Below are 26,079 nucleotides of genomic sequence, written 5' to 3'. Positions count from 1 at the left end.
CCGATTCAGGACACTTGTTGCGTCGCCATGAGATGTAGATGCCCTGCTTCGCTGGCCGGGGGCTGCAAGCGCGGGGCTGTTAGCTGCGGGGGGGAGGGCAAGCGTTGCGGAATCAGGGGGGACGATTTGGGATGGTCCGTCGGTTGCGGGCCACCGTCCTCGGCTGCGTCTGTCTGGTCGCGTCGGTCATTCCGGCGGCCGCCGTTTGCGACGGTGTCGTCAACTGCTCGGGGGATATCTCGGGCGGCGTCAGCTATGACGGCAACTCGGTCACGACCCTCAACGTCAACTCCCTGACCAACAATGTCACGCCTTCCAGCGGCGTATCGGGATTAAGTCTTACGGCCCGCGCCGATGATGGAGACAACGGCCGCGATGGCGGCGTAGGAATCGGCGTTCAGCCTGGCGACAACGGCAACGGCGCCAACACTCTCAATCTCACCTATTCGCAGCCCGGCGCAAATCCTTCGGCAGGAAGCTCCGGTGCGATCGTTACGACGAATGCATCCGGCATCGTCGTCACAGCGCGAGGCGGCAACGGCGGTAGCGGTGGCGACGCCTATGTCGCGGGCAATGGACGCGGCGGCGGCGACGGTGGGGCCGGCGGCACCGTAACCGTTTCAGCCACAGGCGCCATCTCGACATCCGGTAACGGCGCGGCGGGCATTGTCGCGGCCAGCGTTGGCGGCGACGGCGGTAACGGCGGCGATTCTGCCGGCCTCGGCGGAAGCGGAGGCAACGGCGGCGAAGGTGGTCATGCCAACGCGGTATCGGTAACTCTCAACGGATCTGTCAGAACCAGCGGCTCCGATGCAAACGGCATCAGCGCCGTGAGCCGCGGCGGCGCTGGAGGCTCCGCAGGCGACTGCACCGGAATTTATTGCGGATCGAACAGCGGCGGCGGCGCGGCTTATGGTTCGACTGTCGATGTCTCGACCACGTCGACATCGGCCATCGAAACATTCGGCACCTATTCCAACGGCATCTATGCAGCAAGTATCGGCGGGTTCGCCGGCGGCGGTGGAGGTTCCTACGGCGTCGTCGCGTTCGGCAGCAGCGGCGCAAGCGCTGGTGATGGCGGGACCGTTACCGTTACGAATGCCGGTTCGATCACGACACATGCGGCAAACTCCTACGGCATTTTCGCGCAGAGCATCGGTGGCGGTGGCGGCGGTGGCGGCAGTTCGGGCGGTCTGGTGTCGCTTGGCGGCAGCGGATCGAGCGGCGGCAACGGCGGCAATGTGTCGGTCACCAATAGCGGAGCCATCTCCACCAGCGCGGCAAAGTCCATCGCGATCTTCGCACAAAGCGTCGGCGGCAGCGGTGGCGACGGCGGAAATTCCGGCGGGCTCGTTTCGTTAGGCGGCAACGGATCTTCGACGACGCCCGGCGGCACCGTCAGCGTCAGCAACACGGGCACGCTGAACACTCAGGGCGCGGACTCTCAGGGCATTCTCGCGCAGAGCATTGGCGGCGGTGGCGGCAACGGCGGCACAGCCGGTGGCACGTTTTCCTTCGGCGGCAGCGGAGGCGGCGGCGGCGTTGGCGGCAACGTGACCGTCAGCAATGGCGGCTCGATCACCACACAAGGCGTCAATTCAATCGGCATTCAGGCTCAGAGTGTCGGCGGCGGCGGCGGCAATGGCGGCAACTCGGTTGCGTTCACTACAAGCATTTTAAGTCTGGCGATGGGCGGCAGCGGCGGTGCCGGTGGCGCGGGGGGCGCGGTGATCGTGCAGGGCACGAGCGGCACTCCGGCCTACAACATCAACACATCCGGCAATAGCGCCTCGGGTATCCTTGCGCAAAGCGTCGGCGGTGGTGGCGGCAACGGGGGATTCGCAGTCAGCGCATCCGGCCCGACCGACTTCTCGGCTGCGGTCGCCCTTGGCGGCACCGGCGGCAGTGGCGGCGCGGGTTCGTCGGTCACGGTGACGACCGCCGCGACCATATCCACCAGCGGCAGTCAATCGAATGGCATCTCCGCGCAGAGCATCGGCGGTGGCGGCGGCAATGGCGGATTTGCTGTCGCGGCCGGATTGTCAGGCGTCAGCGTCTCCGTCGGGCTGGGCGGAAAGGGCGGCAGCGGCGGCGCTGCGAACAACGTGACGGTGAGCAACACCGGTGCGATCACCACGTCGGGACGGGATTCCAACGGCATCATCGCGCAGAGCATCGGCGGTGGTGGCGGCGACGGCGGGTTCGCGGTTGCGGCCAGCGGTGGCGGCATCGCCGCGGCGATTGGTCTTGGCGGCAGCGGCGGTGGCGGCGGCACCGGAAGCACCGTGTCGGTGACAAGCAATGGCGCGATCACTGCGTTCGGTTCGCAATCGCGCGGCATCGTTGCGCAAAGCATCGGCGGCGGTGGCGGCAACGGCGGCTTCGCGGTGAGCGGCGCATTCAGTTTTACGCCGCCCCTCGTTCCGGGAGCGGCGTCCGTCGGCATCAGTCTTGGCGGCAGCGGCGGTGCCGGACAAACAAGCTCGTCAGTCTCGGTGTCGAGTACAGGTAACATCACGACCCACGGTGAGAATGCGCAGGCGATCATCGCGCAAAGTATCGGCGGCGGTGGCGGCAATGGCGGGTTCAGCGTCGCGGGGGCGTTCTCCGCAGGCGGCGGCGTGACTGGCGCGGCGGCCGTCAGTGTTGGCGGCAGCGGATCGGGCGGCGGCAATGCCGCCAGTGTCAGCGTATCGAGCAATGGCAATGTATCGACCAGCGGAAGCGGATCGACTGCGATCCTGGCGCAGAGTGTCGGCGGCGGCGGCGGTAACGGCGGATTCAGTCTCTCGGCGGCTGGCGCGCAAACCGGAGCGGTGGGTGTCAGTGTCGGTGGAGCAGGTGGCCTCGGTGGCATTGCGGGCTCGGTCACCGTCACCAATACCGGAACGGTTTCGACCGATGGTGATCGCGCACGCGGCATTCAGGCTCAAAGCATCGGCGGCGGCGGCGGCGACGGTGGCTTCAGCGTCGCCGGGACGTTGACGACCGGACCGGGCGCCGGAAGCGTGAGTGTCGGCGGCAGCGGAAGCGGCGGTCAGGATGCGAGCAGCGTCGTGGTCAACAGCAATGTCGGATCGACGCCGGGCTCGACCCTGACAATGCGAACATCCGGCGACGACGCCTCCGCGATCTATGCACAGAGCGTCGGCGGTGGTGGCGGCAGCGGCGGCTTCAGCGGCGCGCTGTCGGCGGGCACGGCCGGGACGTTTGTCAATGTCGGCGTCAGCGTTGGCGGCAATGCCGGCACCGCCGGACAAGCCGGCACGGTCAATGTCACGAGCGTCGACAACATCTTCACCAGCGGCAAGGGCTCGAATGCGATCCTGGCCCAAAGCATCGGTGGCGGCGGCGGCGACGGTGGCCAGAGCATGTCGCTCGCTTTCAATTCCGCGGCGATGTCGGGAGCATTGACGGCGTCCGTCGGCGGAAAAGGCGGCGGTGGCGGCAACGGCAACACTGTGACCGTCAACAGCACCGGCTCACTCACGACGGTTGGCGATACATCGGCGGCGGTCTTTGCGCAGAGTATCGGCGGCGGCGGCGGCACCGGTGGTTTCGCAGGCGCTGTCTCCCTGACAGCGGCGCCCGACTGCGGCTGCAATACCAATCTCAGCCTTGCACTGAGCATCGGCGGCTCCGGCGGTGCAGGTGGTGATGGTGGCATTGTGAACGTCACCCGTAACGGCAGCATCTCGACGTCGGGCTCGCAATCTTTCGGAATTCTGGCGCAGAGCATCGGCGCCGGCGGCGGCAGCGGCGGCTTTTCATTCGCGGGCGGTTTCGCGCAGCGCAACTCTTACAACGTGAACTTTGCGCTTGGTGGTTCGGGCGCTGTCGGTGGCACGGGCGGAGCCGTCACCGTCAACAATACAGGCGCGATTTCTACCGGCGGAACGGATTCCACGGCGATCCTTGCGCAAAGCATCGGCGGCGGTGGCGGCAACGGCGGGTTCTCCGTCGCCAGCGCCATCGGCGTCGGCGGCACGGCCACCAGCGTCAACATGGGCGTGTCGATCGGCGGATCAGGCGGCGCGGGCGGAACAGGCGGGACAGTCAACGTCACCAACAACGGTCTGCTCAGCACGCAGGGCGATGGCGCTTACGGCATTCAGGCGCAAAGCATCGGCGGCGGCGGCGGCAATGGCGGCGGATCGATCAGCGCTGTTGTTGGCTTTGCTGCGGGCAGTCCCGGCAATACCGTCAACGCGTCGGTTGCCGTCGGCGGCGACGGTGGAACGGGTAACATTGGCGGCAATGTCACCATCGATCAGACCGGTGGAATTTCAACCACCGGCGATGGCGCGCATGGCATTCTTGCACAGAGCATCGGCGGCGGCGGTGGCGTCGGCGGAAGAGCCAACTCGCTTGCCTTCGCGCTCGGCGCGGCTTGCGGTTTGCCGGTTTGCCCGTCGCCGGGCGGAGGCACCAACATCAACATTGCGATTGCGGTGGGCGGCAATGGCGGATCTGGCAACGATGCCGGCACTGTGAACGTCAACAACCACAGTGCCATTACCACCACGGGCGACGACTCTGTCGGCATTCTTGCGCAGAGCATCGGCGGCGGTGGTGGCGAAGGCGGCAACGGCTCGGTCGGCCTCGGCGGTGGATTGACGCCTTTGCCGGTTGACCCCAGCACGATTCTCATCCCGATCAGCAACGCGACGCCCCTCAGTCCGAAGATCGCGATCGGTGGCACCGGTGCCAACTCCGGAGCCGGCAATACCGTGACCGTTACGAGTTCGGGCGCGATCACGACAAGCGGCGTCAATTCCGATGCGATCATGGCGCAGAGCATCGGCGGCGGCGGCGGCAGCGGCGGCAACGCCTCGCCCGGTATCGTTGGTCTGCTCGGCATTGGCGGTTCGGGTGGCTCGAGCGGCAATGGCGGTGACGTGACTGTCACCATCGCGAGCGGCGGCAACATCGTCACGAACGGACGTAATTCGCGCGGTGTTTATGCGTCTAGCATCGGCGGCGGCGGCGGAAGCGGCGGCGGTGATCTGCTAGGCATCATCACGATCGGCGGTGACGGCGGCGGCAGCGGTGACGGCGGTATCGTCAGCGTCACCAACAATGCATCGATCACGACCCATGGCGCTCAGTCGCACGCCATCATGGCGGAAAGCATCGGCGGCGGCGGCGGTTCGGCACGCGCCTCATCGGGTGTGCTTGCCATCGGTGGCACCGGCGGAAATTCCGGTTCGGGCGGCCTCGTCACCGTTTCCAACACCGGGGCCATTGTAACGAGCGGCGCGAGCGCGAACGGCATCATGGCCATGAGCGTCGGCGGTGGCGGCGGCAGCGGTGCTGCGGCCAACGGCTTGATGGCATTTGGCGGCTCAGGCGGTTCGAGCGGCGATGGCGGTGCGGTCTCCATCACCAACTCCGCGACCGGATCGATCACGACATCGGGCGACATGGCTTACGGCATCTACGCACAGAGTGTCGGCGGTGGCGGTGGTGGAGGTGGCAATGTTGTGTCGGGAGGAATCGGGCTTTCGATTTCGGTTGGCGGCAACGGCGCATCTTCCGGCAATGGTGGTGCCATCACCATTGATAACTACGGCGCGATCCGCACGAATGGTGCTATCGCCCTCGGCATTTTTGCGCAAAGCATCGGCGGTGGCGGTGGTAATGGCGGCACGTCAGGAAGTTACGGCGCCGCCGCGCCGGTGGGAATCGGCGTGGGTGGTGGCGGCGGTTCAAGCGGCAACGGCGGCGACATCACGATCACAAACCGCCAGACCGGAGCGATCACAACAACGGGCGCCGGTTCGACGGCGATCTTCGCGCAGAGCGTTGGCGGGGGCGGCGGCAATGGCGGTGCCGCGCTGACCGTTTCGGCGACGGCAGGCGGCGGCACCGTAGCCGTGGGCGGCGCAGGTGGTAATGGTGGCAACGGCGGCACGATCAGCGTCACCAATGACGGCGCGATCACCACGACAGGGATCAACTCTGTTGCGATCTTTGCGCAGAGCGTCGGCGGGGGCGGCGGTTCGGGAGGCTCGGCCATCGCGGCGACCATCGGCGCCGTTGTTCCGATCGGCGGCGGCTCCGGCTCGGTCGGATTGGGCGGCGATGTCTCGATCACGAACTCCGCCACCGGCACGATTGTGATGACGGGCGCGGGCTCTGTCGGTCTTTTCGCGCAGAGCGTTGGCGGCGGCGGCGGTATCGCAACGGCTGACGGAGCGGCGACGTTCGCGCTCCAGGCCCAGGGCAACGGCAATGGCGGCACCGTGAGCGTCGTCAACCACGGCTCCATTATCATGACCGGCGACAACGCTGCCGGCGTCTTCGTGCAGAGCGTGGGTGGCGGCGGTGGCGTTGTCGGCAAGTCTGGGGACTTGCTCGGCCTCGATCCCATGTTTCAAGGCACGTCTGGCGGTATCGGCACCGGCGCGAGCGTATCGCTGACGCAGGACCGCGACGTCGCGGCGATCGGCCTCAACTCGGTTGCGTTGCTGGTTCAGAGCGCGGGCGGCACCGGCAATGGAAATATGGACGTCACTGTCACCGCCGGCACGACGATCACCGGCGGCAGCGGGACCGGCGCGGGCGTCGGCTTCCTCGACGGCGCGACCAACCTGCTGACCAACCACGGCCGGATTACATCGATCAACCGGATCGCCGGTTATGCGATGACCGCCACCAGTGGCGACGACACGGTCGACAACTACGGCACCATGATCGGTTCGGTTAATCTTGGTACGGGCCTCAACGCCTTCAACAACAAAGCCGCAGCCTTGTTCGACATGGGTGCGAGCGTCATGCTCGGCACCGGGAATTTCTTCACCAACAACGGGACGATGTCGCCCGGCGCGATCAACAATGTTTTCACGAGCGCGGTGACCGGCAATGTCGTGCAGTCAACGGGCGGCACTTATCAACTCGACCTCGATTTCGGGCCGAGCACGGCGGATCGTATCAATGCGACAGGCACCGGATCCATGGCCGGAAAGGTTTCGGTCAACTTCCTGAACAAGGCGCAGGTTTTGCCCGGCGATCATCAGATGACGATTGTCTCGGCAGCGGGTGGCTTTACCAACGCCGGATTGACGCTCGATGCGGCATCTTCCGCGATCGTCACCTACAAACTCCTGTATCCAAATCCCAATGACGTGGTGCTCGGTTATAATGTCACGTTCAATCCGGTCGGCCTGCCGACGCAGTTCGCATCGATCGGCAACGCGATCAACGCCATCCAGACCGCCCGCAGTTCGCCCGCATTTGCGCCGATTGCATCGGCACTGTTCGACCTGCCCGACCAGCCTGCGCTGTCAAAGTTTTATAATGCCGTCGGCGGCGGCGGTACCGCTGCCACGCAGCAAGCCAGTTTCGGCGCCGGCACCGGTTTCGCGTCCATGATGTTCGATCAGATGACTTCCTGGGTTGCCGGCGCGCCGGGCAACAACAACGGGGTCGTGTTCGACGATAACGCGCGGGCCTATGCTGCTGTATCTCCTGCCGATGTGATCGCGGAGACCGCGTTCCGGAATGTCCGGAATGCTCCTCCGCCGAGTTTCTCGGATCGCTGGCGCGCCTGGGCCGCTCCGTTCGGATCGAGACAGACCATCGGCAGCAACGCCGCGTCGGGAGCCCCGGGGTCGGCAACGACAAGCGCCGGCGGCGGATTTGGCGTCGAGCGACAGTTCGGCGACAATGCCGTCTTCGGATTTAGCGCCGGTGGAAGCAGTTCGACATACTCCGTGGCCGACCGCTCGACCAATGGCCGCATCGAAGGCGGACATCTGGGTGTCTATGGCGCGGTCCGCGATGGTCCGCTTTATCTAAGCGGCAGTCTTGGCTATGGCCGCTTCGACAATCGCATGACCCGCGAAATCGCGGTCGCCGGTCTTCCGAGCGAATTCGTGTCGGGCCAGTTCGCAAGCGATCAGTTTTCCGGACGCGTCGAACTGGGATGGCGGCACATGGCCGGCAACATCGCGGTGACGCCTTTCGGCGCCCTGCAATTCGCGAACACATGGCAGCGCGGCTACATCGAAACACCTGCGTCCGGCGGGCCCGCTGGGATTCTCGGACTGACGTATCAATCGCAGTCGACGATGTCCCTGCCGGCGTCCCTCGGTCTCCAGCTGGATAGCAGGTTGGCGCTAACAGATGGCGTGACCTTGGCTCCTTACCTGCGAGCGGTATGGGTTCATGAATTCTTTCCGGATCGGCGTATCACGGCATCGTTCAACACCGCGCCGGGGTTTCTGTTCAGCACCGTAGGCACGCCTGCGTCGGCGGATTCAGCCCAGATCGTGATCGGCAGCGAACTCACTTTGTCGAAGCAGGTGGCGCTGTTCAGCTCACTCGCGACTCAGATTGCGTCGCAAAGTCTGGCTTACGCCGGCACAGGTGGTATCAAGATTGCGTGGTAGGCTCGATTTCAGCTGCGCGCGAAGCGATGTGATGGATGGAACGATGAGACAGATAACGCGGACACTTCTTTTGGTTGCGGGCGCTTCTTGTATCGCTCTCGCCAATCCGGCCATCGCGCAGCAACCTCAACAGAAGACGACGAAGTCAGCAACTGCCGCGCCGAAATCGCCAGGACCCTCGACCGCGACCGGCGCTGCGGCGGCCCCCGCTCCGGCGGACGGCAGTGCGCCGCCTCAGCCTGTCTGGACGTCGCGTTGCGCGAGCGATGGCAGAAAGGCGGTGCTTCTTTGCGAGGTCGAGCAAAGTCTTTACATGACCAAGACGGGGCAGCTGGTGGCTTCTGTCAATGTGAAGCTGCCTCCCGATACGCGTCAGCCCGTGTTGATGGTTCAACTTCCAGTGGGATTGTTCCTCCCGGCTGGAGTCAGTTTGCAGATCGATGAAAGCAAGCCGCAGGTGCTGCCGATTCAAACCTGCGATCTGAAAGGATGCTATGCCGCGACGACAGTTTCGTTGGACATGCTGGGATCGATGAAGTCCGGAAAACGCCTCTCGGTTATCTTTCAGAATCTCAACAAAGAGAATGTGAACCTGGCCTTTGTGCTTTCAGGCTTTGCCGAAGGTTATGACAAAATCAACTGATCGATAGCCGGCCAATAAGGAACGAACCGCGGTTTCGTATCTCATGAAGCCCTTCATCGACCAGATGAGCCGCGCCTTCCGCGAACGATGAGCCCGGCAGACGATGCGCAGTGACAGTGGCGAGATGTCTATAACCTCGGTTGCGCAATGTTAGTCGGGATCGGCCGCGCTTTGGCTGTCGCGATCAGCCAGTCGCGAAACGCGCCGATCGCCGGCGTCACGACCTTGTCCTCGGGCATGACGAAATAGTACCCCGCCGACGGCATGGTGATATCGAACGGCACCACGAGGCGCCCCTTGGCGACGTCGTCCGCGACATAGGCCGTGTGTCCCATCGCGACACCGAGGCCGTCGATCGCCGCCTGAATTGTCATGAACGCCAGATCGAATGTCAGTCCCGGACTTTCCGCGATCCGGACCGGAAGGCCGGCCGCCGTCAGCCACAGGCGCCAGTCCTCCCGCGTGACAGACGTGTGCAGCAGTGTGGTGCGCGCGAGATCTTCGGGCTGCCGCAGCGCGCGCTCGCCTTTCAGCAGTTCCGGGCTGCAGACTGGAAACAGATCTTCCGCCATCAGCCAGTCGGAGCGCAGGCCGGGCCATTGCCCGCGCCCGTAACGGATCGCCGCGTCCACGTTGCTGTTGCGGAAATCGACCAGCTCGGTCGAGGTGGTGATGCGGACGTCGATGTCCGGATGCTGTTCCTGAAACGGCGCCAGCCGCGGCAGCAGCCATTTCACTGCGAGCGATGTCAGCGTGCTGACGGTCAGTACGCGGTCGCTGCCTGTGCGCAGCAGGCGGTCGGTGGCGGCGCGCAGATCCTGAAATGCGGCGCGGATGCCCGGCAGATACTCGGCGGCCTGTGGTGTCAGCGCCAGCGACCGGTTTTGCCGGATGAAAAGCCGGATGCCGAGTTCCTCCTCAAGCCGCCGGATCTGGTGGCTGATGGCCGTCTGGGTGACGTTCAACTCCTGCGCCGCATTGGTGAAGCTGAGATGCCGGGCGGCGGCCTCAAAGGCGCGCAATCCGTTCAAAGAAGGGAGCCGGGCGATCATGAAGATCCCTCATGCATGAGATATTCTCATATTACAGAGGACAAGCTGTCGTTTGTCAACGGGGTAATGCGGGCAGATATTAGTGCCATCAAGTTGATTTCAGGAGGCCGCTATGTCTGTTTATTCAAACGATCTGATGACAAATCATCATCATGATTTCATCGCCCACCCGCTCACCTCAGTTGCAGATGTGCTGCACATCTGGCGTCAGCGTTACAAGCGGCGGGCCGAACTGGCTCGGCTCACCGATAAAGATTTCCACGACGTCGGCGCCAGCTGGAGCGATTTCGCCTACGAGGCGAACAAGCCGTTCTGGCGTGCCTAGGCGACGCGCGCGAGCCCGATCCGATCTCCCCGGATCGGGCTCGCTTTTTGTCTCACTGTTTGTCGCAACGACTCGCACCGATTTTCGATGGAGCGCCGCCATGCTTGCCGCCGCCGATCATCGTTTCATCCCGAGCAATCTTGACCGCTATACCGACGTGCTTCGCCTGAAAGGCGGCAGGCCGTTGACGGTGCGTTTTCTCACGCCGCGCGACGCCGACGCGCTGCTGACTTACTTCAGGTCGTTATCGCAGCGTTCGCGTTACAGCCGCTTGATGGGGGCTGCGAGCGAGTTGCCGCCGTCGGAGCTCGACAAGGCGCTGCACATTGGAGAAGGCAATCGTTTTGCGGTGATCGCGGAAATGAAAGTCGATGGCCTCGACACCATCGTCGGCGAGGCGCGCTACAGTTTCGACGCCGCGACACAGGACAGCGAGTTCGGGCTGTCGATCGGCGATGCGTGGCAGGGGCAGGGCATCGGCCGCGCGATGCTGGCGAATCTCGAATGCCGTTCAGCGGCGCTGGGTGCGCTGCGTCTGTTCGGCGAAACACTCCGCAATAACGAGCAGATGATCGGTCTCGCCCGCAAATCGGGCTTCATCTTCATGCCGCGAGCGAGCGACTGGCGGCAGGTGCGGTTTGAAAAACTGCTACATCATGTTGCGGATATCCCGTGCGAAAGCTGGAAGCAGGTCGCGATGACGGGCTGGTTCTCGCAGGATGCCGGGCCGGTGCACTGATCGTATTGATATTGCTGCCCTCATCTCCGCGCGGCGCTGGCTTGTAACCGACCGACTGGATCGCATAGTCTTTTCGCAGCGCTCGCGTGTGCGCGATCCAGGAGTTCCGCATGGCCGAGTCCGCATCGAAACAAACCGACATCTGGCTGGGGGCGGGCGTCCGCACGCCGTTCGCCAAGGTCGATGGCCCGTTGAGCGGCGTCGACGCGATCGCATTGTCGGTGCCCGTCGTCCAGAGCATGATCGGGCGCCTCAATGGCGGCAAGCCGGACTTCGCGGTCTGGGGCAATGTCGTGCCCAACCTGACCTGGAGCAATATCGCCCGCGAAATTCTCATGGATGCCGGTGTCGACCCGACGGTCCCCGCCTTCTCAACGGTCATGGCGTGCTCGACCAGCATGGCGGGCGTGTTCGAAGCCGCCGGAATGATGGACGGCGATGCGCGCAATCTTGCGCTGGTCGGCGGCGTCGACAGCCTCAGCCAGATTCAGCTCGGGCTCGGCATGTCGCTGTCGAACTGGGTGCGCCAGTTTCAGGTCGCTCGATCCCTCGGGCAAAAACTCACCCACGCCATCGATCTCAAGCTGAGTGACGTGCGGCTCTACATTCCGGCGGTCAGCAACCGCACCACCGGCATGAGCATGGGCGAGCATACCGAGATCACCGCCAAGGTCTGGAATATTTCCCGCGAGGCGCAGGACCAGATCGCGCTGGAAAGCCATCAGCGCGCTGTCGCCGCATGGGATCGCGGTTTCTTCGACGACCTCGTGATGCCGTTCGGCGGCGTGAAGCGCGACACCATTCCGCGCAAGGACACGTCGCTTGAAAAGCTGGCGCGGCTGTCGCCCGCGTTCGATCGCACCAGCGGCAAGGGCACATTGACCGCCGGCAATTCGTCGCCGTTGACGGACGGCGCGTCGAGCATCTGGGTCGCCTCGACGAAGGGTCTTGCGCGGCTTCCCGCGAACACGCCGCGGGTGAAACTGATCGACTGGGAAATGGCTTCGGTGGATTTTCGCACCGAGGGTCTGCTGATGGCGCCGCCTTATGCCATTCCGCGCCTGCTCAAGCGTCACGGGCTGACTTATGCGGACATCCATCTCTGGGAAATCCACGAAGCGTTCGCCGCACAGGTGCTCGCGCATATCAAGGCGCTGGAAAGCCCCGAATTCATCCGCGACAAGGCCGGCGTGACGGCGGAGTTCGGAAAATTCCCGCGCGAGCGCATGAATCCGAACGGCGGCTCGACCGCGCTCGGGCATCCGTTCGGCGCGACCGGCGCGCGCATCTTGAGTCAGGCCGTGAAGGCGCTGGCGGCGATGCCGAAAGGCAGCCGCGCCATTGTCAGCATCTGCGCCGATGGCGGGCAGGGCACGGTTGCGCTGCTGGAAGCGGCTTAGGGCATGATCCCGAAAAGTGGAAACCGGTTTCGGAAAAGATCATGCCTTGTTGAAAAAAAAGCGGCCTAGCTTGCCCCGAATACCGGCTTGCGCTTTTCGATGAAGGCTTTCACTGCTTCCTTGTGATCCGCCGTTCCGGCTGATCGCACCATGCGCTCGGCCTCGTGATCGAGCGAGGTCAGGAAATCGTTCATCAGCGCTTCGTCGAGGTTGTCCTTGAGAAAGCGTAACGCCGTCGCGGGACCGGCGGCGAGAGTCTTCGCCCAAGCGAAGGCTTCGTCGCGCAGCTTGTCGTCTGCAACCACGCGGTTGACGATGCCGAGCGTCTCACATCGTCTGGCGTCGATCTTCTCGCCGAAGAACATCAGTTCGCGCGCCCGCGACGTTCCGACGAGGCGCGTCAGCAGCCATGCCATCCCGTAGTCGCCGCTGAGCCCAATTTTTACATAGGCCGTGGTGACGAACGCGGATTCCGCGGCGATCCGCAGGTCGCATGCCAGAGCGAGCGAAAGACCCGCGCCTGCGGCCGGGCCGGGGAGTGCCGCGATGGTAGGTTTGCGGACATTGACGAGAGCGCCGGTCAGCGTGCGCTGGCGTTCCTGCAACCGCGAGACCTTCTGGTCGAAGGTCAGTTCGGGCGCATTGCTGCTGCCGCTTTTGCCGCCCATGCCCTTGACGTCGCCGCCAGCGCAGAAGGCTTGACCCGCGCCAGTAATAAGGAGTGCGCCGACACTGGGGTCTTCGCCGCAGAGCTTGATCATTTTGCGCAATGCCGGCGTGAGATTGTCCGACAGCGAATTGCGCGCGTGCGGACGGTTGAGCGTGATGACGGCGACGCGCTCGCGCACTTCGCAGAGCAGTTCGTCCGTGCCGGTGTCGATGATCGTTGCGGCGGATGTGACGGTCATGGCGCTGCTCCGTAGATAGTTTTGAAACAGAACTTTGAACGGAACCGAGGCGTGACGCCAGACAAACCTGACGCAACGCTGTCATGTTGCGTGGCCAGTGTCCGGTCCGGTCAGATTCTGCGCTGTCATCCTCGTGCGGTTGCGCGCATTCATCGATTTTGCGAGATCAAAGTAGCTAAAAAGAGAACAACCAAGACAATGACCCGGACGATCCGGATGTATATGATCCCGGCGCGGGTGTGCCGCGCCCGCCGTGTTCCGTTGCGGCATCCGGCATCTTACTGGAGATCATTCATGCGCAAGTTTTTCACCATCCTCGCAGCACTCGCCTCGCTGAGCCTCACGAACTGCGGATACAACGCAATTCAACAGAACGACGAATCGGTGAAGTCGAGCTGGTCGGAGGTGGTGAACCAGTATCAGCGCCGCGCCGATCTGGTGCCGAACCTTGTCAATTCGGTGAAGGGCTTTGCGCAACAGGAAAAAGACGTGCTGCTCGGCGTGACCAATGCGCGCGCCAAGGTCGGCGGCGTCAACGTCTCGCCCGAGGTGCTGAACGATCCGGCCGCCCTACAGAAATTCCAGGCGGCGCAAGGCGAATTGACCGGCGCGCTGGCGCGCCTGCTGGTCGTGACGGAAAATTATCCGACACTGAAGTCCGATCAGTTGTTCCGCGATCTGGTGGCTCAGCTTGAGGGCACCGAGAATCGTATAGCCGTGGCGCGCAATCGCTACATCAAATCCGTGCAGGACTATAATGTCGGCATCCGGACCTTCCCGAACAACCTGACCGCCATGGTGTTCGGCTATAAGGAAAAGGCCAACTTCACGGTCGAGAATGAGAAGTCGATTTCCACCGCGCCGAAGGTCGATTTCAACGCACCTCCGCCGGCCGCGCCTGCTGTCCCCGCGCCAGCGCCTGCACCGGCGCCCGCGAAGTAGGGCGCCTGACAGCTAGTGATCCGGTTCTGACATTCGTGTCACACTTCCAGCGAGTGCTACGAATGTCAGAACCAAAGGATCACTAGAATTATGGTTTGCTAGTGTCCTTTCGTATCCGACGTTCGTTCGGGAGATGCGGTAGAATGAAGCGAACGTCGAATACGGGATACTAGCGTGATGAAAGCGGCAAGAAGGGCTAGTCTCGCGGTCGTTCTCGCGTCCATGCTGTGCTGGGCGTTTGCCGGCTCGACCTTTGTCGTGCGGGCGGACGTCGCGGTGCCGCTCTTGACCGGACGCGTCGTCGATCAGACGGCGACGCTGTCGGCCGATCAGGCCGCCACCCTCGAACAGACCCTTAAGAGTTTCGAGGATCGCAAGGGCAGCCAGCTTGCGGTGTTGATCGTGCCGACGACGCAGCCCGAAACTATCGAACAGTATGCGCTGCGCGTGGTCGAACAATGGAAGCTCGGGCGCAAGAAAGTCGATGACGGCGCGTTGCTGCTGATCGCCAAGAACGACCGCAAGCTGCGGATCGAGGTTGGCTACGGTCTCGAGGGCGCGCTCAATGACGCCACATCGAAGCGCATCATCGACGAGATCATCACGCCGAAGTTCAAGAGCGGCGATTTTGCCGGCGGCATTTCCGACGGTGTCGATCGCATCCTGAGGGTGATCGACGGCGAACCACTTCCTGCGCCGAAGCCCGAGGGCGAACTGCCCGACTTGAGCGCGATCGGCGAGTATTTCCCGTTTCTCCTTATTCTCACGCTGGTCGGTGGCGGAATTTTCAGAGCGATCTTCGGAAGGTTGCTCGGCTCGCTCGTCGCGGGCGGCGGCGTCGCAGCGTTCATCTGGTTCTTTCTCGGCGTGTTGCCGATCGCGGCCATCGGGGGAATGATCGCCTTCGTTGTCACGCTGGTCGGCGACAGCGTCATGTCTTCCGGCGGCGGTGGCAGGGGCGGCTACGGCGGCGGATTCAGTTCAGGCGGATCGAGCAGTTCAAGCGGCGGGTTCAGCGGAGGCGGCGGCAGCTTCGGCGGCGGCGGCGCATCGGGCAGTTGGTAGCCGAGAGATAGCAATGGGCATCAAGCGCATCGGCAAGCATCTTCTTCTCAATCGCTGGCGGGTCCGGCGCGCGTTTCCGCGTCAGGCGCTGGCCAACATCGAGAAGGCAATCAAGACCAGCGAAGCGGCTCACTCCGGGCAGATCCGCTTTGCGGTGGAAGGCGCGCTCGACGGCGCGCCGCTGTTTCGAGATCAGTCCGCGCGCGACCGCGCCATCGACGTCTTCGGAGAGCTACGGCTCTGGGACACGACCCATAATAACGGCATCCTGATCTACCTGCTGCTCGCCGACCGCGACGTCGAGATCGTCGCCGATCGCGGCATCAATGCGAAGGTCACGCAAGCGGATTGGGAAACCATCTGCCGGGCGATGGAAGCGGAATTCCGCGCTGGGAATTTCGAGGGCGGGGTGCTGAAAGGCATTGGGGCAGCGACGCAACTGCTCGCGAAGCATTTCCCGGCGACGGGCGCGCACCGCAATGAACTGCCGGACAAGCCGGTGGTGTTGTAACCCTAATCCCCCGTCATCAGTCCGACATTGCCGCCAGCGGCTGCGGTGTTGATCGTCACCGTCTGCTCGACCGCAAGGCGCGGCAGATAGTGCGGCCCGCCGGCCTTGGGCCCGGTGCCCGACAGTCCGTGGCCGCCGAACGGCTGTACGCCGACCACCGCGCCGATCATGTTGCGGTTGACGTAAACATTCCCAACCGCGAGCCGCTCGATCACCGCTGCGACCGTGTCGTCGATGCGCGAATGAACTCCGAGTGTCAGGCCATAGCCGCTGTCCGCGATGGATTGCAGCACGCGCTCGAAATCCGCCGCCTTGTAACGCACCACATGCAGGATCGGGCCAAAGACCTCCTCGGTCAGTTGGTCCGCGCTCGCCAGCTCGAAGATGTGCGGCGCGACGAAATGACCGGATAAGGGCGCGTCACCTGCGAAATGCAGTCGCGCTGAGTTTTTCATGCGCGCGATATGCGCATCGAGCCGCGCTTTCGCCTCGGCGTCGATCACCGGGCCGATTTGCGTCGCCGGATCGCGCGGATCGCCAACGTGAAGTTCACGCGCCGCGCCCACGATCATCTCGATCATGCGATCCGCCACGTCCTCCTGCACCAGCAGCAACCGCAGGGCGGAACAGCGTTGTCCGGCGGACCGGAACGCCGAGGTCACGACATCGTCGGCAACCTGTTCGGGTAATGCAGTCGCATCCACGATCATGGCGTTGATCCCGCCGGTTTCCGCGATCAGCGGTACGATGGGCCCGTCCTTCGCGGCCAACGCGCGATTAATGGAGCGCGCCACCTCGGTGGAGCCGGTGAACACCACGCCGGCGATCTCGTTGCCTTCGACCAGTGCGGCGCCGATGCGCCCGTCGCCTTGCACGAGCTGAAGCGCGGAAGCCGGGACGCCTGCTTCATGCAGCAGCGCCACGGCCTCCTCCGCGATACGCGGCGTCTGCTCGGCAGGCTTGGCGACGACGGCGTTGCCGGCCATCAGGCACGCCGCGATCTGGCCCGTGAAAATCGCCAGCGGAAAATTCCATGGCGAGATCGCGACCATCACGCCCCGCCCGCGCAACCGCAACGTGTTGCTCTCGCCGGTGGGACCGGGAAGCGGCAGTCCGTCGCCGAATAGTTTCCGGCCCTCCATTGCATAGTAGCGGCAGAAGTCCGCCGCCTCGCGAATCTCCGACACCGCATCGTCGATGGTCTTGCCGCCTTCGGTTTGCAGCAGCGCGACAAAACGCGACATTCGCTGTTCGATGAGATCGGCGGCGCGCTCCAGCGCCGTGGCGTGCGCGTCGGTGGAGGTCCGGCCCCAGAATGCGAAGCCGGTGCGCGCCAGCGCCACCGCAATCGCGACATCTTTCTCCGTGGCGTTGGTCACGGCATCCGTGGGGAGAGTTTCGGCGGCGACCGATGTCAACAGATTGTCGAGCGATGTGCGGTCGCCGAATTCGATGCCGCGCGAATTGATCCGCGGCAGGTAGAGATCGTGCGGCAGCGGCAGGCGGGCATGACGCGCCTGATCCGGCGATGTGACGATGTGCTCGGGCCTCTGTAATAACGATGCGACGGGAATATTCGGGTCCGCCGCCTGTGCTACGAACGACGAGTTCGCGCCGTTCTCCAGCAATCGCCGCACCAGATAGGCCAGCAGGTCGCGATGGCTGCCGACTGGCGCATAGATGCGGCAGCCAAGCGCGGGTTTGTCGGCGTGGATTTGCGCATAGAGTGCGTCGCCCATGCCGTGCAGCCGCTGAAACTCGAAGCCTTCGTCGTCGCCGGCCAGTTCGGCAATCGTCGCCACCGAGAGCGCGTTGTGGGTGGCGAGTTGCGGGAAGATGCGCGGGCGCAGGCCGAGCAGCTTGCGGGCACAGGCGATGTAGTTGAGGTCCGTCATCGCCTTGCGCGTGAACACGGGATAGCCGTCGAGACCGCGCTCCTGCGCGCGCTTTACCTCAGTGTCCCAATAAGCGCCTTTCACCAGACGCACGACCATGCGCCGGTCATGCGTCTGGGCGAGATCGTGGACGTAATCAATCACGGCCTCGGCGCGCTTTTGATAGGCCTGCACGGCCAGCCCGAAACCGTCCCAGCCATCGAGAGACGGATCCGCGAAAACCGCGCCGATCACATCGAGCGACAGTTCGAGCCGGTCAGCTTCCTCGGCGTCGATGGTGAAATTCATGTCGTGCGCCTTCGCGCGTTGCGCGAGCTCAAGCGTGATCGGCACGAGTTCGGCCATGACGCGCGCGCGGCTCAGCGCCTCATAGCGTGGATGCAGCGCCGACAGTTTCACGGAAATGCCCGGCCGGTCGGGAAATGGCGCGTTGCCTGCGGCGCGGCCGATGGCTTCGATCGCCGACGCATAGGATTCGAAATAGCGTGTGGCGTCATCTGACGTGCGCGCGCCTTCGCCGAGCATGTCGAACGAATAGCGACGGTGATGATACGGGCCGTCGTCATCGGATGCGCGCGCGAGCGCCGAGTCGATGGTTTCGCCCAGCACGAAATGATTTCCCATCAGGCGCATCGCCTGCCGGGTCGCGGCGCGCACCGCCGGAAGGCCGAGCCTTTTCGCGATGAGGCCGACGGTGCCGTGCGGAGTTTCGCCGGGCTGGATCACGCGTGCAGAAAGGCCGAGCGCCCAGGCCGACGCATTGACCAGCAGTGCGCTGGATTTGGTCTGGTGATGGGCGAAATCGCCCTGGCCGAGCTTGTCCTCGATGAAGCGGTCGGCGGTCGCAGCGTCCGGCACGCGCAGCAGCGCCTCCGCCATCACCATGAGTGCGAGGCCCTCCCTGGTGGAGAGCGCGAACTCGCGCAGCATGTCCTCGACACCGCCAAAGCCGCCGTCCCCCGTGCGTACCGCCTCGATCAGCCGCGTGGCGGTGCGGTCGATGCGGGCTTCTTGTCCGGCGTCCAGCGGCGGCATGGCGAGCAGCCGCGCGGCGATCTCGCTGTCGTCGGGCGCGTAGGGTGCTGCAAAGAATGGAACAGGGCTGGATGGGTTGAGCATGACGTCCCTCGTGGATCACCCGAATACTAACTCCAGTCCTCGCCGTGGTTCGATAGACAAATCAAGGAAAATTCATTATAAAATACGGAATTATGGGAGAGTTACCGCATAAATGATCGACATCGACAAAATTGACCGGAAAATCCTCGGCATCCTTCAGGCGGATGGTCGCATCGCCAATGTCGAGCTCGCCGAGCGTATAGGGCTGTCGCCAACTTCGATCGGCGAGCGGCTCAAGCGGTTGCAGCGTGACGGCTTCATCGAGGGCTATGGTGCACGGCTGAACCCGCACAAGCTCGGACTGGGGCTGCTCGTGTTTGTCGAAGTGCTGCTCGACAAGACCACGCCCGATGTATTCGAACGGTTCGCCGAGGCGGTGCGTCGCGCGCCTGAAGTGCTGGAGTGTCACATGGTCGCCGGCGGATTCGATTATCTTGTGAAGTCGCGCGTTGCCGACATGACGGCGTACCGGCGGTTTCTCGGCGAGACACTGCTGGCGCTGCCTGGCGTGCGCGAGACGCGGACGTATGCGGTGATGGAAGAAGTGAAGCGCGACGCGCCGCTGCCGGTGTGATCGCGCGTTCACGGGAACGTTGGGCGATAAGGCCGATGAACTGTTGATTGTGTAGAAAATCGGCCATAGTCCTGCAACGCAGCTTGTTCAGGAAATCGCCGTGTTCCACGTCATGTCCCGATCTATCTCAATTGTCGCGTCTCTGGCTTGTCTTGTGCTCGGCGCCGGAGCCGCGCCCGCCATACAACTCAGTCCGGAGCAGGCGGATCTCTATTCGTCCGTATCGATCAATCCGCCGTCGCCGAACGGAATAACGGTGTGTTACGGTTTCGTCTGCCGCCGCCGGGCGTCGCTCGACTTCACCGCGTCGGATCAGAAGCAGCTTTCGCAGATCATGGCCGCCGGCAAGGCGTCCGCCGCCGCCGAACGCGTGGCAGTTCAGAAGGCCATCGTCTGGTTCGACAAGCGGATGGGCCCGATCATCGGCACGACGACGCGCGTGGCGCGAGCGGACATCCGCAATCGCGCCGACGCCAACAACTACGATTGCTGGGACACCACGCGAAACACGTCCAGCATGCTGCTGGTGCTGCAGGAGTGGGGCTTGCTGAAGCACCACACGGTCGGCAATCCGCGCTACCGCGGCAATGTGCTGGCGATGCAGACGCCGCATAACACGGCGGTGTTGGTGGAAAAAGTCAGTCGCGTGGAATGGGTGGTCGACATGTGGACCACGCGCTACGCGCAGCCGCCCGACGTCAAGCTCGCGGAGCAGTGGCTGAAGGAGGAGTGAGCACGCGCTCGCTCACGCCTTGGCGGGAGACTTGTTCACCTTCGTCCAATATTTGTCCCGCAGATGCCGCTTCAACAGTTTGCCGGTTGGAGTGCGCGGCAATTCAGCTTCAAAGTCGACACTCTTCGGGCATTTGATCGGCGACAGGTGCTTGCGGCAAAATAAAATCAGCTCGTCCGCGAGTTCCTTGCCTGCGCGCGCCATGTCATGCGGCTGCACCACCGCCTTGACCTCTTCGCCCATTTCCTCGTTGGGCACGCCGAACACTGCGACATCGGCCACCGCCGGATGCGAGATCAGAATATCCTCGGTTTCCTGCGGATAGATATTCACGCCGCCGGAAATGATCATGTAGGCCTTGCGGTCGGTGAGATAGAGAAAACCGTCGTTGTCCAGATAACCAACATCGCCCAGTGTCGACCAGCCGCGATCGTTAAAGGCGCGCTGCGTCTTGTCGGGATCGTTGTGATAGGCGAACTTCGGGCCATCGGCGAAATACACCGTGCCGGTTTCGCCAATAGGCAATTCCTTGCCGTCGTCATCGAGAATTTTGATCGTGCCGACCACGGCCCGGCCCACGGTGCCGCGATGCGCGAGCCAGTCTTTCGACGTCGACACCGTGACGCCGTTGCCTTCGGATCCGGCGTAGTATTCGATCAGCACCGGACCCCACCAGTCGATCATCCGCGCCTTGATGTCGCTCGGGCAGGGCGCCGCGGCGTGCACCGCGCCCCTGAGCGACGAAACGTCGTATTTCGCGCGAACTTCGTCCGGCAGTTTCAGCATCCGGACAAACATCGTCGGCACAAGCTGGGATTGCGTCACCCTGTGCTTTTCAATCAGTCGCAGAAATTCTTCCGCGTCGAACGATTCCATGATGATTGAGGTGCCGCCGAGTGCGGCCGACATCATGTTGAAGCGCAGCGGAGCCGCATGATAGAGCGGCGCGGGCGATAGATAGATGCTGTCCTCCGTCATGCCGCACATGCCGGAACACAGCAGTTTCAGCAGCGGATTCGGCACCAGGATAGAAGGTTCAAGCAGCGGGCGCTTGATGCCCTTTGGACGGCCCGTCGTGCCCGACGAATACAGCATGTCGTAGCCGGCGGATTCGTCGGCAATCGGAGTCGCCGGTTGGGTGGCGAGCGCGTCGTCCCACGAGCGAAATCCCGCATGCGATCCTCCGGCGATATAGAACGCCGGCGCGTCCGCAGCGTTGGTCACCAGCGGCGCGATGGCCTCCACGCATTTCGGCGTCGTGATGACGGCCTTGGCGCCGCAGTCCTTGACGATATAGGCGATCTCGTCGGGGGTGAGATAGCGGCTGATCGCGGTGTAATAGAGCCCGCTGCGTTGCGCGGCCCAGCAGATTTCCATGAAAGTCGGCGTGTTCTCCATCAACAGCGCGATGTGATCGCCGGTGCGCAGGCCGAGCGATCGAAACAGTTGCGCGCCCTGATTGGAGCGGTGGTCCAGCTCGCGATAGGTAATGGCGTCGCCCGACTTCGCCATCTGGTAGGCGATCTTGTCGGGATTCTTCTGCGCGTGAACAGATGGATGAGACATGAAGCTCCCTTGGCGTTTCCCGTAGACCTCGGCGGCTTTTGCCGCTCGTTGATTGATTGGGGATGGGATGTGGGCCCGTCATCAGGCCACAAAAAAAAGGGCGGGTGAAGCACCCGCCCTTTTGAATTCCGTTACAGCCGCTCGACGATAGTGACGTTGGCCATGCCGCCGCCTTCGCACATGGTTTGCAGGCCGTAGCGCTTGTTGCGCTGCTTCAGCGCGTTGACCAGCGTGGTCATCAGCTTGGTGCCGGAGCCGCCGAGCGGATGGCCGAGCGCAATCGCGCCGCCGTTGACATTGAGCCGCGCCGGGTCCGCGCCGGTGTCCTTGAGCCACGCGGTCGGCACCGACGCGAAAGCTTCGTTGACCTCGAACAGGTCGATGTCATTGATGGACATGCCGGCCTTTTTCAGCGCGCGATGGGTCGCGGGCAACGGCGCTTCCAGCATGATGACCGGATCGCCGCCGATCATGGTCATGTGATGGATGCGCGCCAGCGGCGCGATGCCGAGCGCCTTCAGGCCCTTTTCGTTCACGATCATGACGCCGGACGCGCCGTCGCAAATCTGGCTGGCGCTGGCGGCAGTAAGCTTGCCGTTCTCGGCAATCGTCTTGACGCCGCGAATGCCTTCGATGGTGGCATCGAAGCGAATGCCTTCGTCGATGTTGTGGGTATCGGTCGAGCCGTCGGCGCGGGTGATGGTGAGCGGAACGATCTCATTCTTGAAGGCGCCGGCCTGCGTCGCCGCAATCGCCTTCTGATGGCTCTGGTAGGAATAGGCGTCGAGATCGTCTTTCGCGAGGCCGTATTTCTCCGCCATCATTTCCGCGCCGGTGAACTGGCTGAACTGGATGTTGGGATACTGCTTCTGGATGTTCGGGCTCATATAGGTGCCGAAGCCGTTCTTGGCGGCGAGCGTGGCCGGAAGTCCCATCGGCACGCGGGTCATGCCCTCGACGCCGGCGGCGATCACGATGTCCATGGAGCCGGCCATCACGGCCTGCGCCGCGAAGTGCAGCGCCTGCTGCGAGGAACCGCACTGGCGGTCGACGGAAGTGCCGGGCACGCTTTCCGGCAGCTTCGAGGCCATCACCGCGTTGCGCGCCACATTGTTGGATTGCTCGCCGGCCTGCATCACGCACCCCATGATGACGTCTTCGATCTGGGCGGGATCGACGCCGGTGCGGTCCACCAGCGAGTCCAGCACGGAAGCGGCGAGATCGACCGGATGCCAGCCAGCGAGGCGGCCTCCCTTGCGTCCACCTGCGGTGCGGGCGGCGGCAACAATATAGGCTTCGGCCATGGTGGTGCTCCCTGATGACTTGTTGGCGCGGATTAAAAAGGCCGACGGCAATTTAGTCAATCGCTCAATTAACTCTTGAGCGCGGCCCGATCATCGGCTTAGTTATCGGTTCCTATAAAGAGAGATGCATGTCGTCGACCCTCACCACAAAAGCCCCGCGCAGGGCCGCGCCGAAGCCCGCTCCTGAAAAGGAAGCCGCGCCGATGAACGCGACCGCCGCCAAGCTTCTGGTGGCGGCGGGCGATTTGATGATCGAGCGAAACACGACTGAAGTGTCGCTGAGCGAGATCGCGCAGAAATCCGGCGTCAATGCCGCGCTGGTAAAATACCATTTCGGCAACAAGGATGGTTTGCTGCTGGCGCTGCTGGCGCGGGACGCCGGCGCGGAAATGGCGAATCTGGCCTTCGTGCTCGACCAGCCGATTTCACCAACCGAAAAAATGCGGCGGCACATCGCCGGCATCGTCAATGCCTATTACCGCGTTCCCTATCTCAACCGGCTGATCCATCTGCTGCTGCATCAGGGCAGCCCAGCCACGGCGAAAGAAGTTCATCGCTTCTTCGTGGGCCCGCTGTTCGAATTCGTGAAGCGGCTGCTTGAGCAGGGCATGGCGAGCGGTGAATTCCGGAAAGTCGATCCGGCGCTGTTCTACATCAGCCTCAACGGCGCATGCGATCATCTGTTTTATGGCCGGCAGATGAACTCGCATTTTGTCGGATCGGGCGGCGTGACCGACGAGGTCCGGCGGCAATATATCGATCACATGACGAAAATGGTGCTGGGCGGGTTGCTGACCGACAAGGCGCGCATGTCGTCCAGCGCGCAGGACCAGCCCGCCACCAAGGCGTGATACGGCATGATCCGAAAAGTGGGAACCGTTTTCGGAAAAGATCATGCCGAAATGGAAAAACGACGAGTTTGATTTCTGCGAAGCTGATCAGGCTCTAAACCAAACCAAGAAGACGTTCGTTCGGGAGAGGCGTATGAAGGAGCAATCGGCGGCAACGGGACCATTGCGCGGCGTGCGTGTGGTCGAGTTCGCCGGCATCGGACCGGGACCATTCGCATCGATGCTGTTGTCCGACATGGGCGCGGATGTGGTGTCGATTGCGCGGCCCGGACAGGGCAAGCGCGACGTGCGGGACTTCGTCAACCGCGGCCGCCGCGTGATCGAGCTGGATCTGAAAAACCCGGATCACATCCGCCAAGTGCTCGACCTAATTGCTGCGGCCGACGTTCTGATCGAAGGCTTCCGTCCGCAGGTCATGGAACGTCTCGGCCTCGGTCCCGACGTCGTGCTCAAGCGTAATCCGCGCGTGGTCTATGGCCGCATGACCGGCTGGGGCCAGGAAGGTCCGCTGTCGCAGGCGGCGGGCCATGACATCAACTACATCGCGATCACCGGCGCGCTGGATTCATTCCGCGCCGGCAACGGCGAAGCGGTTTCGCCACTGAATCTCGTCGGCGATTATGGCGGCGGCGCGCTCTATCTTGTTGTTGGCGTGCTGGCGGCCGTGATCGAGGCGCGCACCTCCGGCAAGGGTCAGGTCGTCGATGCTGCGATGTGCGACGGCGTGTCGAGCATGCTGACCATGTTCCACAGCATGAAGGCGATCGGGCGCTGGACGGACCAGCCGCGCACCAACCTGCTCGACGGCGGCGCGCATTTCTACCGCACCTATGAATGCAAGGACGGAGGCTTCATGGCGATCGGCGCGCTCGAGCCGCAATTCTACGCGGAACTGCGCCAGCTCGCCGGCCTCACCGAGGATTGCTACGACGCGCAGATGAATCGCGGCGAATGGCCGAACATGCAGGACAAGATGGCCGCTTTGTTCAAGACCAAGACGCGCGACGAATGGGCCAATATTCTCGAGGGATCCGATGCCTGCGCGGCGCCCGTGATGGGAATGTTCGATGCGCCGAAACATCCTCATCTCGCCGCGCGCAAGACCTTCGTGACCGCGGATGGCCACGTTCAGCCCGCGCCCGCGCCACGGTTCTCGCGCACGCCGTCGGCGATTCAAGGTTCGCCTGCTGTTCCTCCGACGCAGGCGTCCGACATTCTCGCGCAGTGGTCGCAAGCGGCCGCTGCTCGCGCGTCTTAAGATTTCACTCCCTAAAACCAGAACAGGAAACCAGATCATGCAGCTCAAGGATATTTCAGTACTCGTGACGGGTGGCGGCTCGGGCCTCGGCGCGGCGACCGCGCGCGCCATGGCCGCAAAGGGCGCGAAGGTCGCCGTCATCGACATGAACAAGGACGGCGCGGAAGCCGTCGCCAAGGAGATCAAGGGCCTCGCGCTGGTCGGCGACGTGTCGGAGGAAGCGCCGGTCAAGGAAGCGATTGCAAAGGCCGAGGCCGCGCACGGGGTCGTTCGGGTGCTGGTGAACTGCGCCGGTATCGGCAACGCCGGAAAAACCGTCGGCAAGAATGGCGCTTACTCGCTCGCGGACTACACGCGCGTCATCAAGGTCAACCTGATCGGTTCGTTCAACTGCATCCGGCTCGTCGCCGAGCGGATGCAGACGGCGCCTCCGATCGGCGAGGAGCGCGGCGTGTTCATCAGCACGGCCAGCGTCGCGGCCTATGACGGCCAGATTGGCCAGGCGGCCTATTCATCGTCGAAGGGCGGCATCGTTGGCATGACGCTGCCGGTGGCCCGCGATCTTGCGTCGCTCAACATCCGCGTCATGACCATCGCGCCCGGCCTGTTCCTGACGCCGCTGCTGAAAGGATTGCCGCAAGAAGCGCAGGACAGCCTCGGCAAGCAGGTGCCGCATCCGGCGCGGCTCGGCGACCCGAGCGAGTACGCCAATCTCGCCGTGCATATCGTGGAGAATCCGATGCTCAACGGCGAAGTGATCCGCCTCGACGGCGCGATCCGCATGGCGCCGCGGTAGCAGGA

Annotated in this window: 18 protein-coding genes; 13 read left to right on the top strand and 5 right to left on the bottom strand. The window is 63.5% G+C overall.

The window, feature by feature from the left end; genetic code table 11:
- Positions 1-131: 131 nt before the first annotated feature.
- Positions 132-8,393 carry a hypothetical protein gene (locus AC1RKJ_RS11245; protein WP_492791045.1) on the top strand — a complete coding sequence of 2,754 codons (8,262 nt, stop codon included), beginning with the start codon at positions 132-134 and terminating at the stop codon, positions 8,391-8,393.
- A gap of 43 nt (positions 8,394-8,436) precedes the next feature.
- Positions 8,437-9,036, top strand: a complete 600-nt coding sequence (locus AC1RKJ_RS11240; protein WP_492791044.1) for an invasion associated locus B family protein — start codon at positions 8,437-8,439, stop codon at positions 9,034-9,036.
- A gap of 128 nt (positions 9,037-9,164) precedes the next feature.
- Here the strand turns inward: AC1RKJ_RS11240 and AC1RKJ_RS11235 are convergent, their stop codons facing one another.
- Complete coding sequence (locus AC1RKJ_RS11235) at positions 9,165-10,088, bottom strand: transcriptional regulator GcvA (protein ID WP_492791043.1); 924 nt, start codon at positions 10,086-10,088, stop codon at positions 9,165-9,167.
- Positions 10,089-10,200: 112 nt separating this feature from the next.
- Between AC1RKJ_RS11235 and AC1RKJ_RS11230 the strand changes: the two genes are divergently transcribed.
- The 3 genes from AC1RKJ_RS11230 (at position 10,201) to AC1RKJ_RS11220 (ending at position 12,552) form a co-directional block, all read left to right on the top strand.
- Complete coding sequence (locus tag AC1RKJ_RS11230; protein ID WP_492791042.1) at positions 10,201-10,413, top strand: DUF1127 domain-containing protein; 213 nt, start codon at positions 10,201-10,203, stop codon at positions 10,411-10,413.
- A gap of 100 nt (positions 10,414-10,513) precedes the next feature.
- A complete protein-coding gene (locus tag AC1RKJ_RS11225; RefSeq protein ID WP_492791041.1) occupies positions 10,514-11,152 on the top strand; it encodes a GNAT family N-acetyltransferase in 639 nt (212 codons plus the stop codon).
- Positions 11,153-11,262: 110 nt separating this feature from the next.
- The gene (locus AC1RKJ_RS11220; RefSeq protein ID WP_492791040.1) at positions 11,263-12,552 is read left to right on the top strand and encodes an acetyl-CoA C-acyltransferase; all 1,290 of its coding nucleotides are present in this window, start codon (positions 11,263-11,265) and stop codon (positions 12,550-12,552) included.
- A 65-nt stretch (positions 12,553-12,617) separates the two neighbouring features.
- Here the strand turns inward: AC1RKJ_RS11220 and AC1RKJ_RS11215 are convergent, their stop codons facing one another.
- Positions 12,618-13,460 (bottom strand): enoyl-CoA hydratase, encoded by an 843-nt coding sequence (locus tag AC1RKJ_RS11215; protein WP_492791039.1) that lies wholly within the window; start codon positions 13,458-13,460, stop codon positions 12,618-12,620.
- Between the two features lie 294 nt (positions 13,461-13,754).
- Here AC1RKJ_RS11215 and AC1RKJ_RS11210 point away from each other — a divergent pair, with 294 nt between their 5' ends.
- From AC1RKJ_RS11210 to AC1RKJ_RS11200, 3 genes are all read left to right on the top strand, one after another.
- Positions 13,755-14,402 (top strand): LemA family protein, encoded by a 648-nt coding sequence (locus tag AC1RKJ_RS11210; RefSeq protein WP_492791037.1) that lies wholly within the window; start codon positions 13,755-13,757, stop codon positions 14,400-14,402.
- Between the two features lie 177 nt (positions 14,403-14,579).
- A complete protein-coding gene (locus tag AC1RKJ_RS11205; RefSeq protein WP_492791036.1) occupies positions 14,580-15,467 on the top strand; it encodes a TPM domain-containing protein in 888 nt (295 codons plus the stop codon).
- A gap of 13 nt (positions 15,468-15,480) precedes the next feature.
- Entirely contained in the window at positions 15,481-15,978 is a 498-nt protein-coding gene (locus tag AC1RKJ_RS11200; protein ID WP_492791035.1) for a TPM domain-containing protein, read from the top strand.
- A 2-nt stretch (positions 15,979-15,980) separates the two neighbouring features.
- On the opposite strand, the gene putA is transcribed toward AC1RKJ_RS11200, so the two are convergent.
- On the bottom strand, positions 15,981-18,992 hold the full coding sequence (gene putA, locus AC1RKJ_RS11195; RefSeq protein ID WP_492791034.1) for a bifunctional proline dehydrogenase/L-glutamate gamma-semialdehyde dehydrogenase PutA: 3,012 nt from the start codon (positions 18,990-18,992) through the stop codon (positions 15,981-15,983).
- 112 nt (positions 18,993-19,104) lie between these two features.
- On the opposite strand from putA, the gene AC1RKJ_RS11190 reads away from it, so the two are divergent.
- Together AC1RKJ_RS11190 and AC1RKJ_RS11185 are read left to right on the top strand one after the other, a co-directional pair.
- A complete protein-coding gene (locus AC1RKJ_RS11190) occupies positions 19,105-19,566 on the top strand; it encodes an Lrp/AsnC ligand binding domain-containing protein (RefSeq protein ID WP_492791033.1) in 462 nt (153 codons plus the stop codon).
- A gap of 112 nt (positions 19,567-19,678) precedes the next feature.
- Positions 19,679-20,299 carry a hypothetical protein gene (locus AC1RKJ_RS11185; protein WP_492792709.1) on the top strand — a complete coding sequence of 207 codons (621 nt, stop codon included), beginning with the start codon at positions 19,679-19,681 and terminating at the stop codon, positions 20,297-20,299.
- A gap of 12 nt (positions 20,300-20,311) precedes the next feature.
- Here AC1RKJ_RS11185 and AC1RKJ_RS11180 read toward each other — a convergent pair whose 3' ends face one another.
- Positions 20,312-21,865, bottom strand: a complete 1,554-nt coding sequence (locus AC1RKJ_RS11180; protein WP_492791032.1) for an acyl-CoA synthetase — start codon at positions 21,863-21,865, stop codon at positions 20,312-20,314.
- A 131-nt stretch (positions 21,866-21,996) separates the two neighbouring features.
- The gene (locus AC1RKJ_RS11175; RefSeq protein WP_492791031.1) at positions 21,997-23,169 is read right to left on the bottom strand and encodes an acetyl-CoA C-acetyltransferase; all 1,173 of its coding nucleotides are present in this window, start codon (positions 23,167-23,169) and stop codon (positions 21,997-21,999) included.
- 128 nt (positions 23,170-23,297) lie between these two features.
- Between AC1RKJ_RS11175 and AC1RKJ_RS11170 the strand changes: the two genes are divergently transcribed.
- The 3 genes from AC1RKJ_RS11170 (at position 23,298) to AC1RKJ_RS11160 (ending at position 26,074) form a co-directional block, all read left to right on the top strand.
- Positions 23,298-24,020, top strand: a complete 723-nt coding sequence (locus AC1RKJ_RS11170; RefSeq protein ID WP_492791030.1) for a TetR family transcriptional regulator — start codon at positions 23,298-23,300, stop codon at positions 24,018-24,020.
- 133 nt (positions 24,021-24,153) lie between these two features.
- Positions 24,154-25,278 carry a CaiB/BaiF CoA transferase family protein gene (locus AC1RKJ_RS11165; protein ID WP_492791029.1) on the top strand — a complete coding sequence of 375 codons (1,125 nt, stop codon included), beginning with the start codon at positions 24,154-24,156 and terminating at the stop codon, positions 25,276-25,278.
- Between the two features lie 37 nt (positions 25,279-25,315).
- Entirely contained in the window at positions 25,316-26,074 is a 759-nt protein-coding gene (locus AC1RKJ_RS11160; RefSeq protein WP_492791028.1) for an SDR family NAD(P)-dependent oxidoreductase, read from the top strand.
- The last annotated feature ends 5 nt before the right edge of the window (positions 26,075-26,079 follow it).

The organism is Afipia sp. GW822-FHT04G07 (genome assembly GCF_058800765.1).
This window is presented reverse-complemented; position numbering and strand designations above follow the sequence as displayed.

Coding starts and splice junctions, on each gene's coding strand:
- putA (WP_492791034.1), bottom strand. CDS start 18,992: ATGCTCAACCCATCCAGCCCTGTTCCATTCTTTGCAGCACCCTACGCG.
- AC1RKJ_RS11230 (WP_492791042.1), top strand. CDS start 10,201: ATGTCTGTTTATTCAAACGATCTGATGACAAATCATCATCATGATTTC.
- AC1RKJ_RS11180 (WP_492791032.1), bottom strand. CDS start 21,865: ATGTCTCATCCATCTGTTCACGCGCAGAAGAATCCCGACAAGATCGCC.
- AC1RKJ_RS11190 (WP_492791033.1), top strand. CDS start 19,105: ATGATCGACATCGACAAAATTGACCGGAAAATCCTCGGCATCCTTCAG.
- AC1RKJ_RS11185 (WP_492792709.1), top strand. CDS start 19,679: ATGTCCCGATCTATCTCAATTGTCGCGTCTCTGGCTTGTCTTGTGCTC.
- AC1RKJ_RS11240 (WP_492791044.1), top strand. CDS start 8,437: ATGAGACAGATAACGCGGACACTTCTTTTGGTTGCGGGCGCTTCTTGT.
- AC1RKJ_RS11200 (WP_492791035.1), top strand. CDS start 15,481: ATGGGCATCAAGCGCATCGGCAAGCATCTTCTTCTCAATCGCTGGCGG.
- AC1RKJ_RS11220 (WP_492791040.1), top strand. CDS start 11,263: ATGGCCGAGTCCGCATCGAAACAAACCGACATCTGGCTGGGGGCGGGC.
- AC1RKJ_RS11235 (WP_492791043.1), bottom strand. CDS start 10,088: ATGATCGCCCGGCTCCCTTCTTTGAACGGATTGCGCGCCTTTGAGGCC.
- AC1RKJ_RS11160 (WP_492791028.1), top strand. CDS start 25,316: ATGCAGCTCAAGGATATTTCAGTACTCGTGACGGGTGGCGGCTCGGGC.
- AC1RKJ_RS11225 (WP_492791041.1), top strand. CDS start 10,514: ATGCTTGCCGCCGCCGATCATCGTTTCATCCCGAGCAATCTTGACCGC.
- AC1RKJ_RS11245 (WP_492791045.1), top strand. CDS start 132: ATGGTCCGTCGGTTGCGGGCCACCGTCCTCGGCTGCGTCTGTCTGGTC.
- AC1RKJ_RS11205 (WP_492791036.1), top strand. CDS start 14,580: ATGAAAGCGGCAAGAAGGGCTAGTCTCGCGGTCGTTCTCGCGTCCATG.
- AC1RKJ_RS11215 (WP_492791039.1), bottom strand. CDS start 13,460: ATGACCGTCACATCCGCCGCAACGATCATCGACACCGGCACGGACGAA.
- AC1RKJ_RS11165 (WP_492791029.1), top strand. CDS start 24,154: ATGAAGGAGCAATCGGCGGCAACGGGACCATTGCGCGGCGTGCGTGTG.
- AC1RKJ_RS11210 (WP_492791037.1), top strand. CDS start 13,755: ATGCGCAAGTTTTTCACCATCCTCGCAGCACTCGCCTCGCTGAGCCTC.
- AC1RKJ_RS11170 (WP_492791030.1), top strand. CDS start 23,298: ATGTCGTCGACCCTCACCACAAAAGCCCCGCGCAGGGCCGCGCCGAAG.
- AC1RKJ_RS11175 (WP_492791031.1), bottom strand. CDS start 23,169: ATGGCCGAAGCCTATATTGTTGCCGCCGCCCGCACCGCAGGTGGACGC.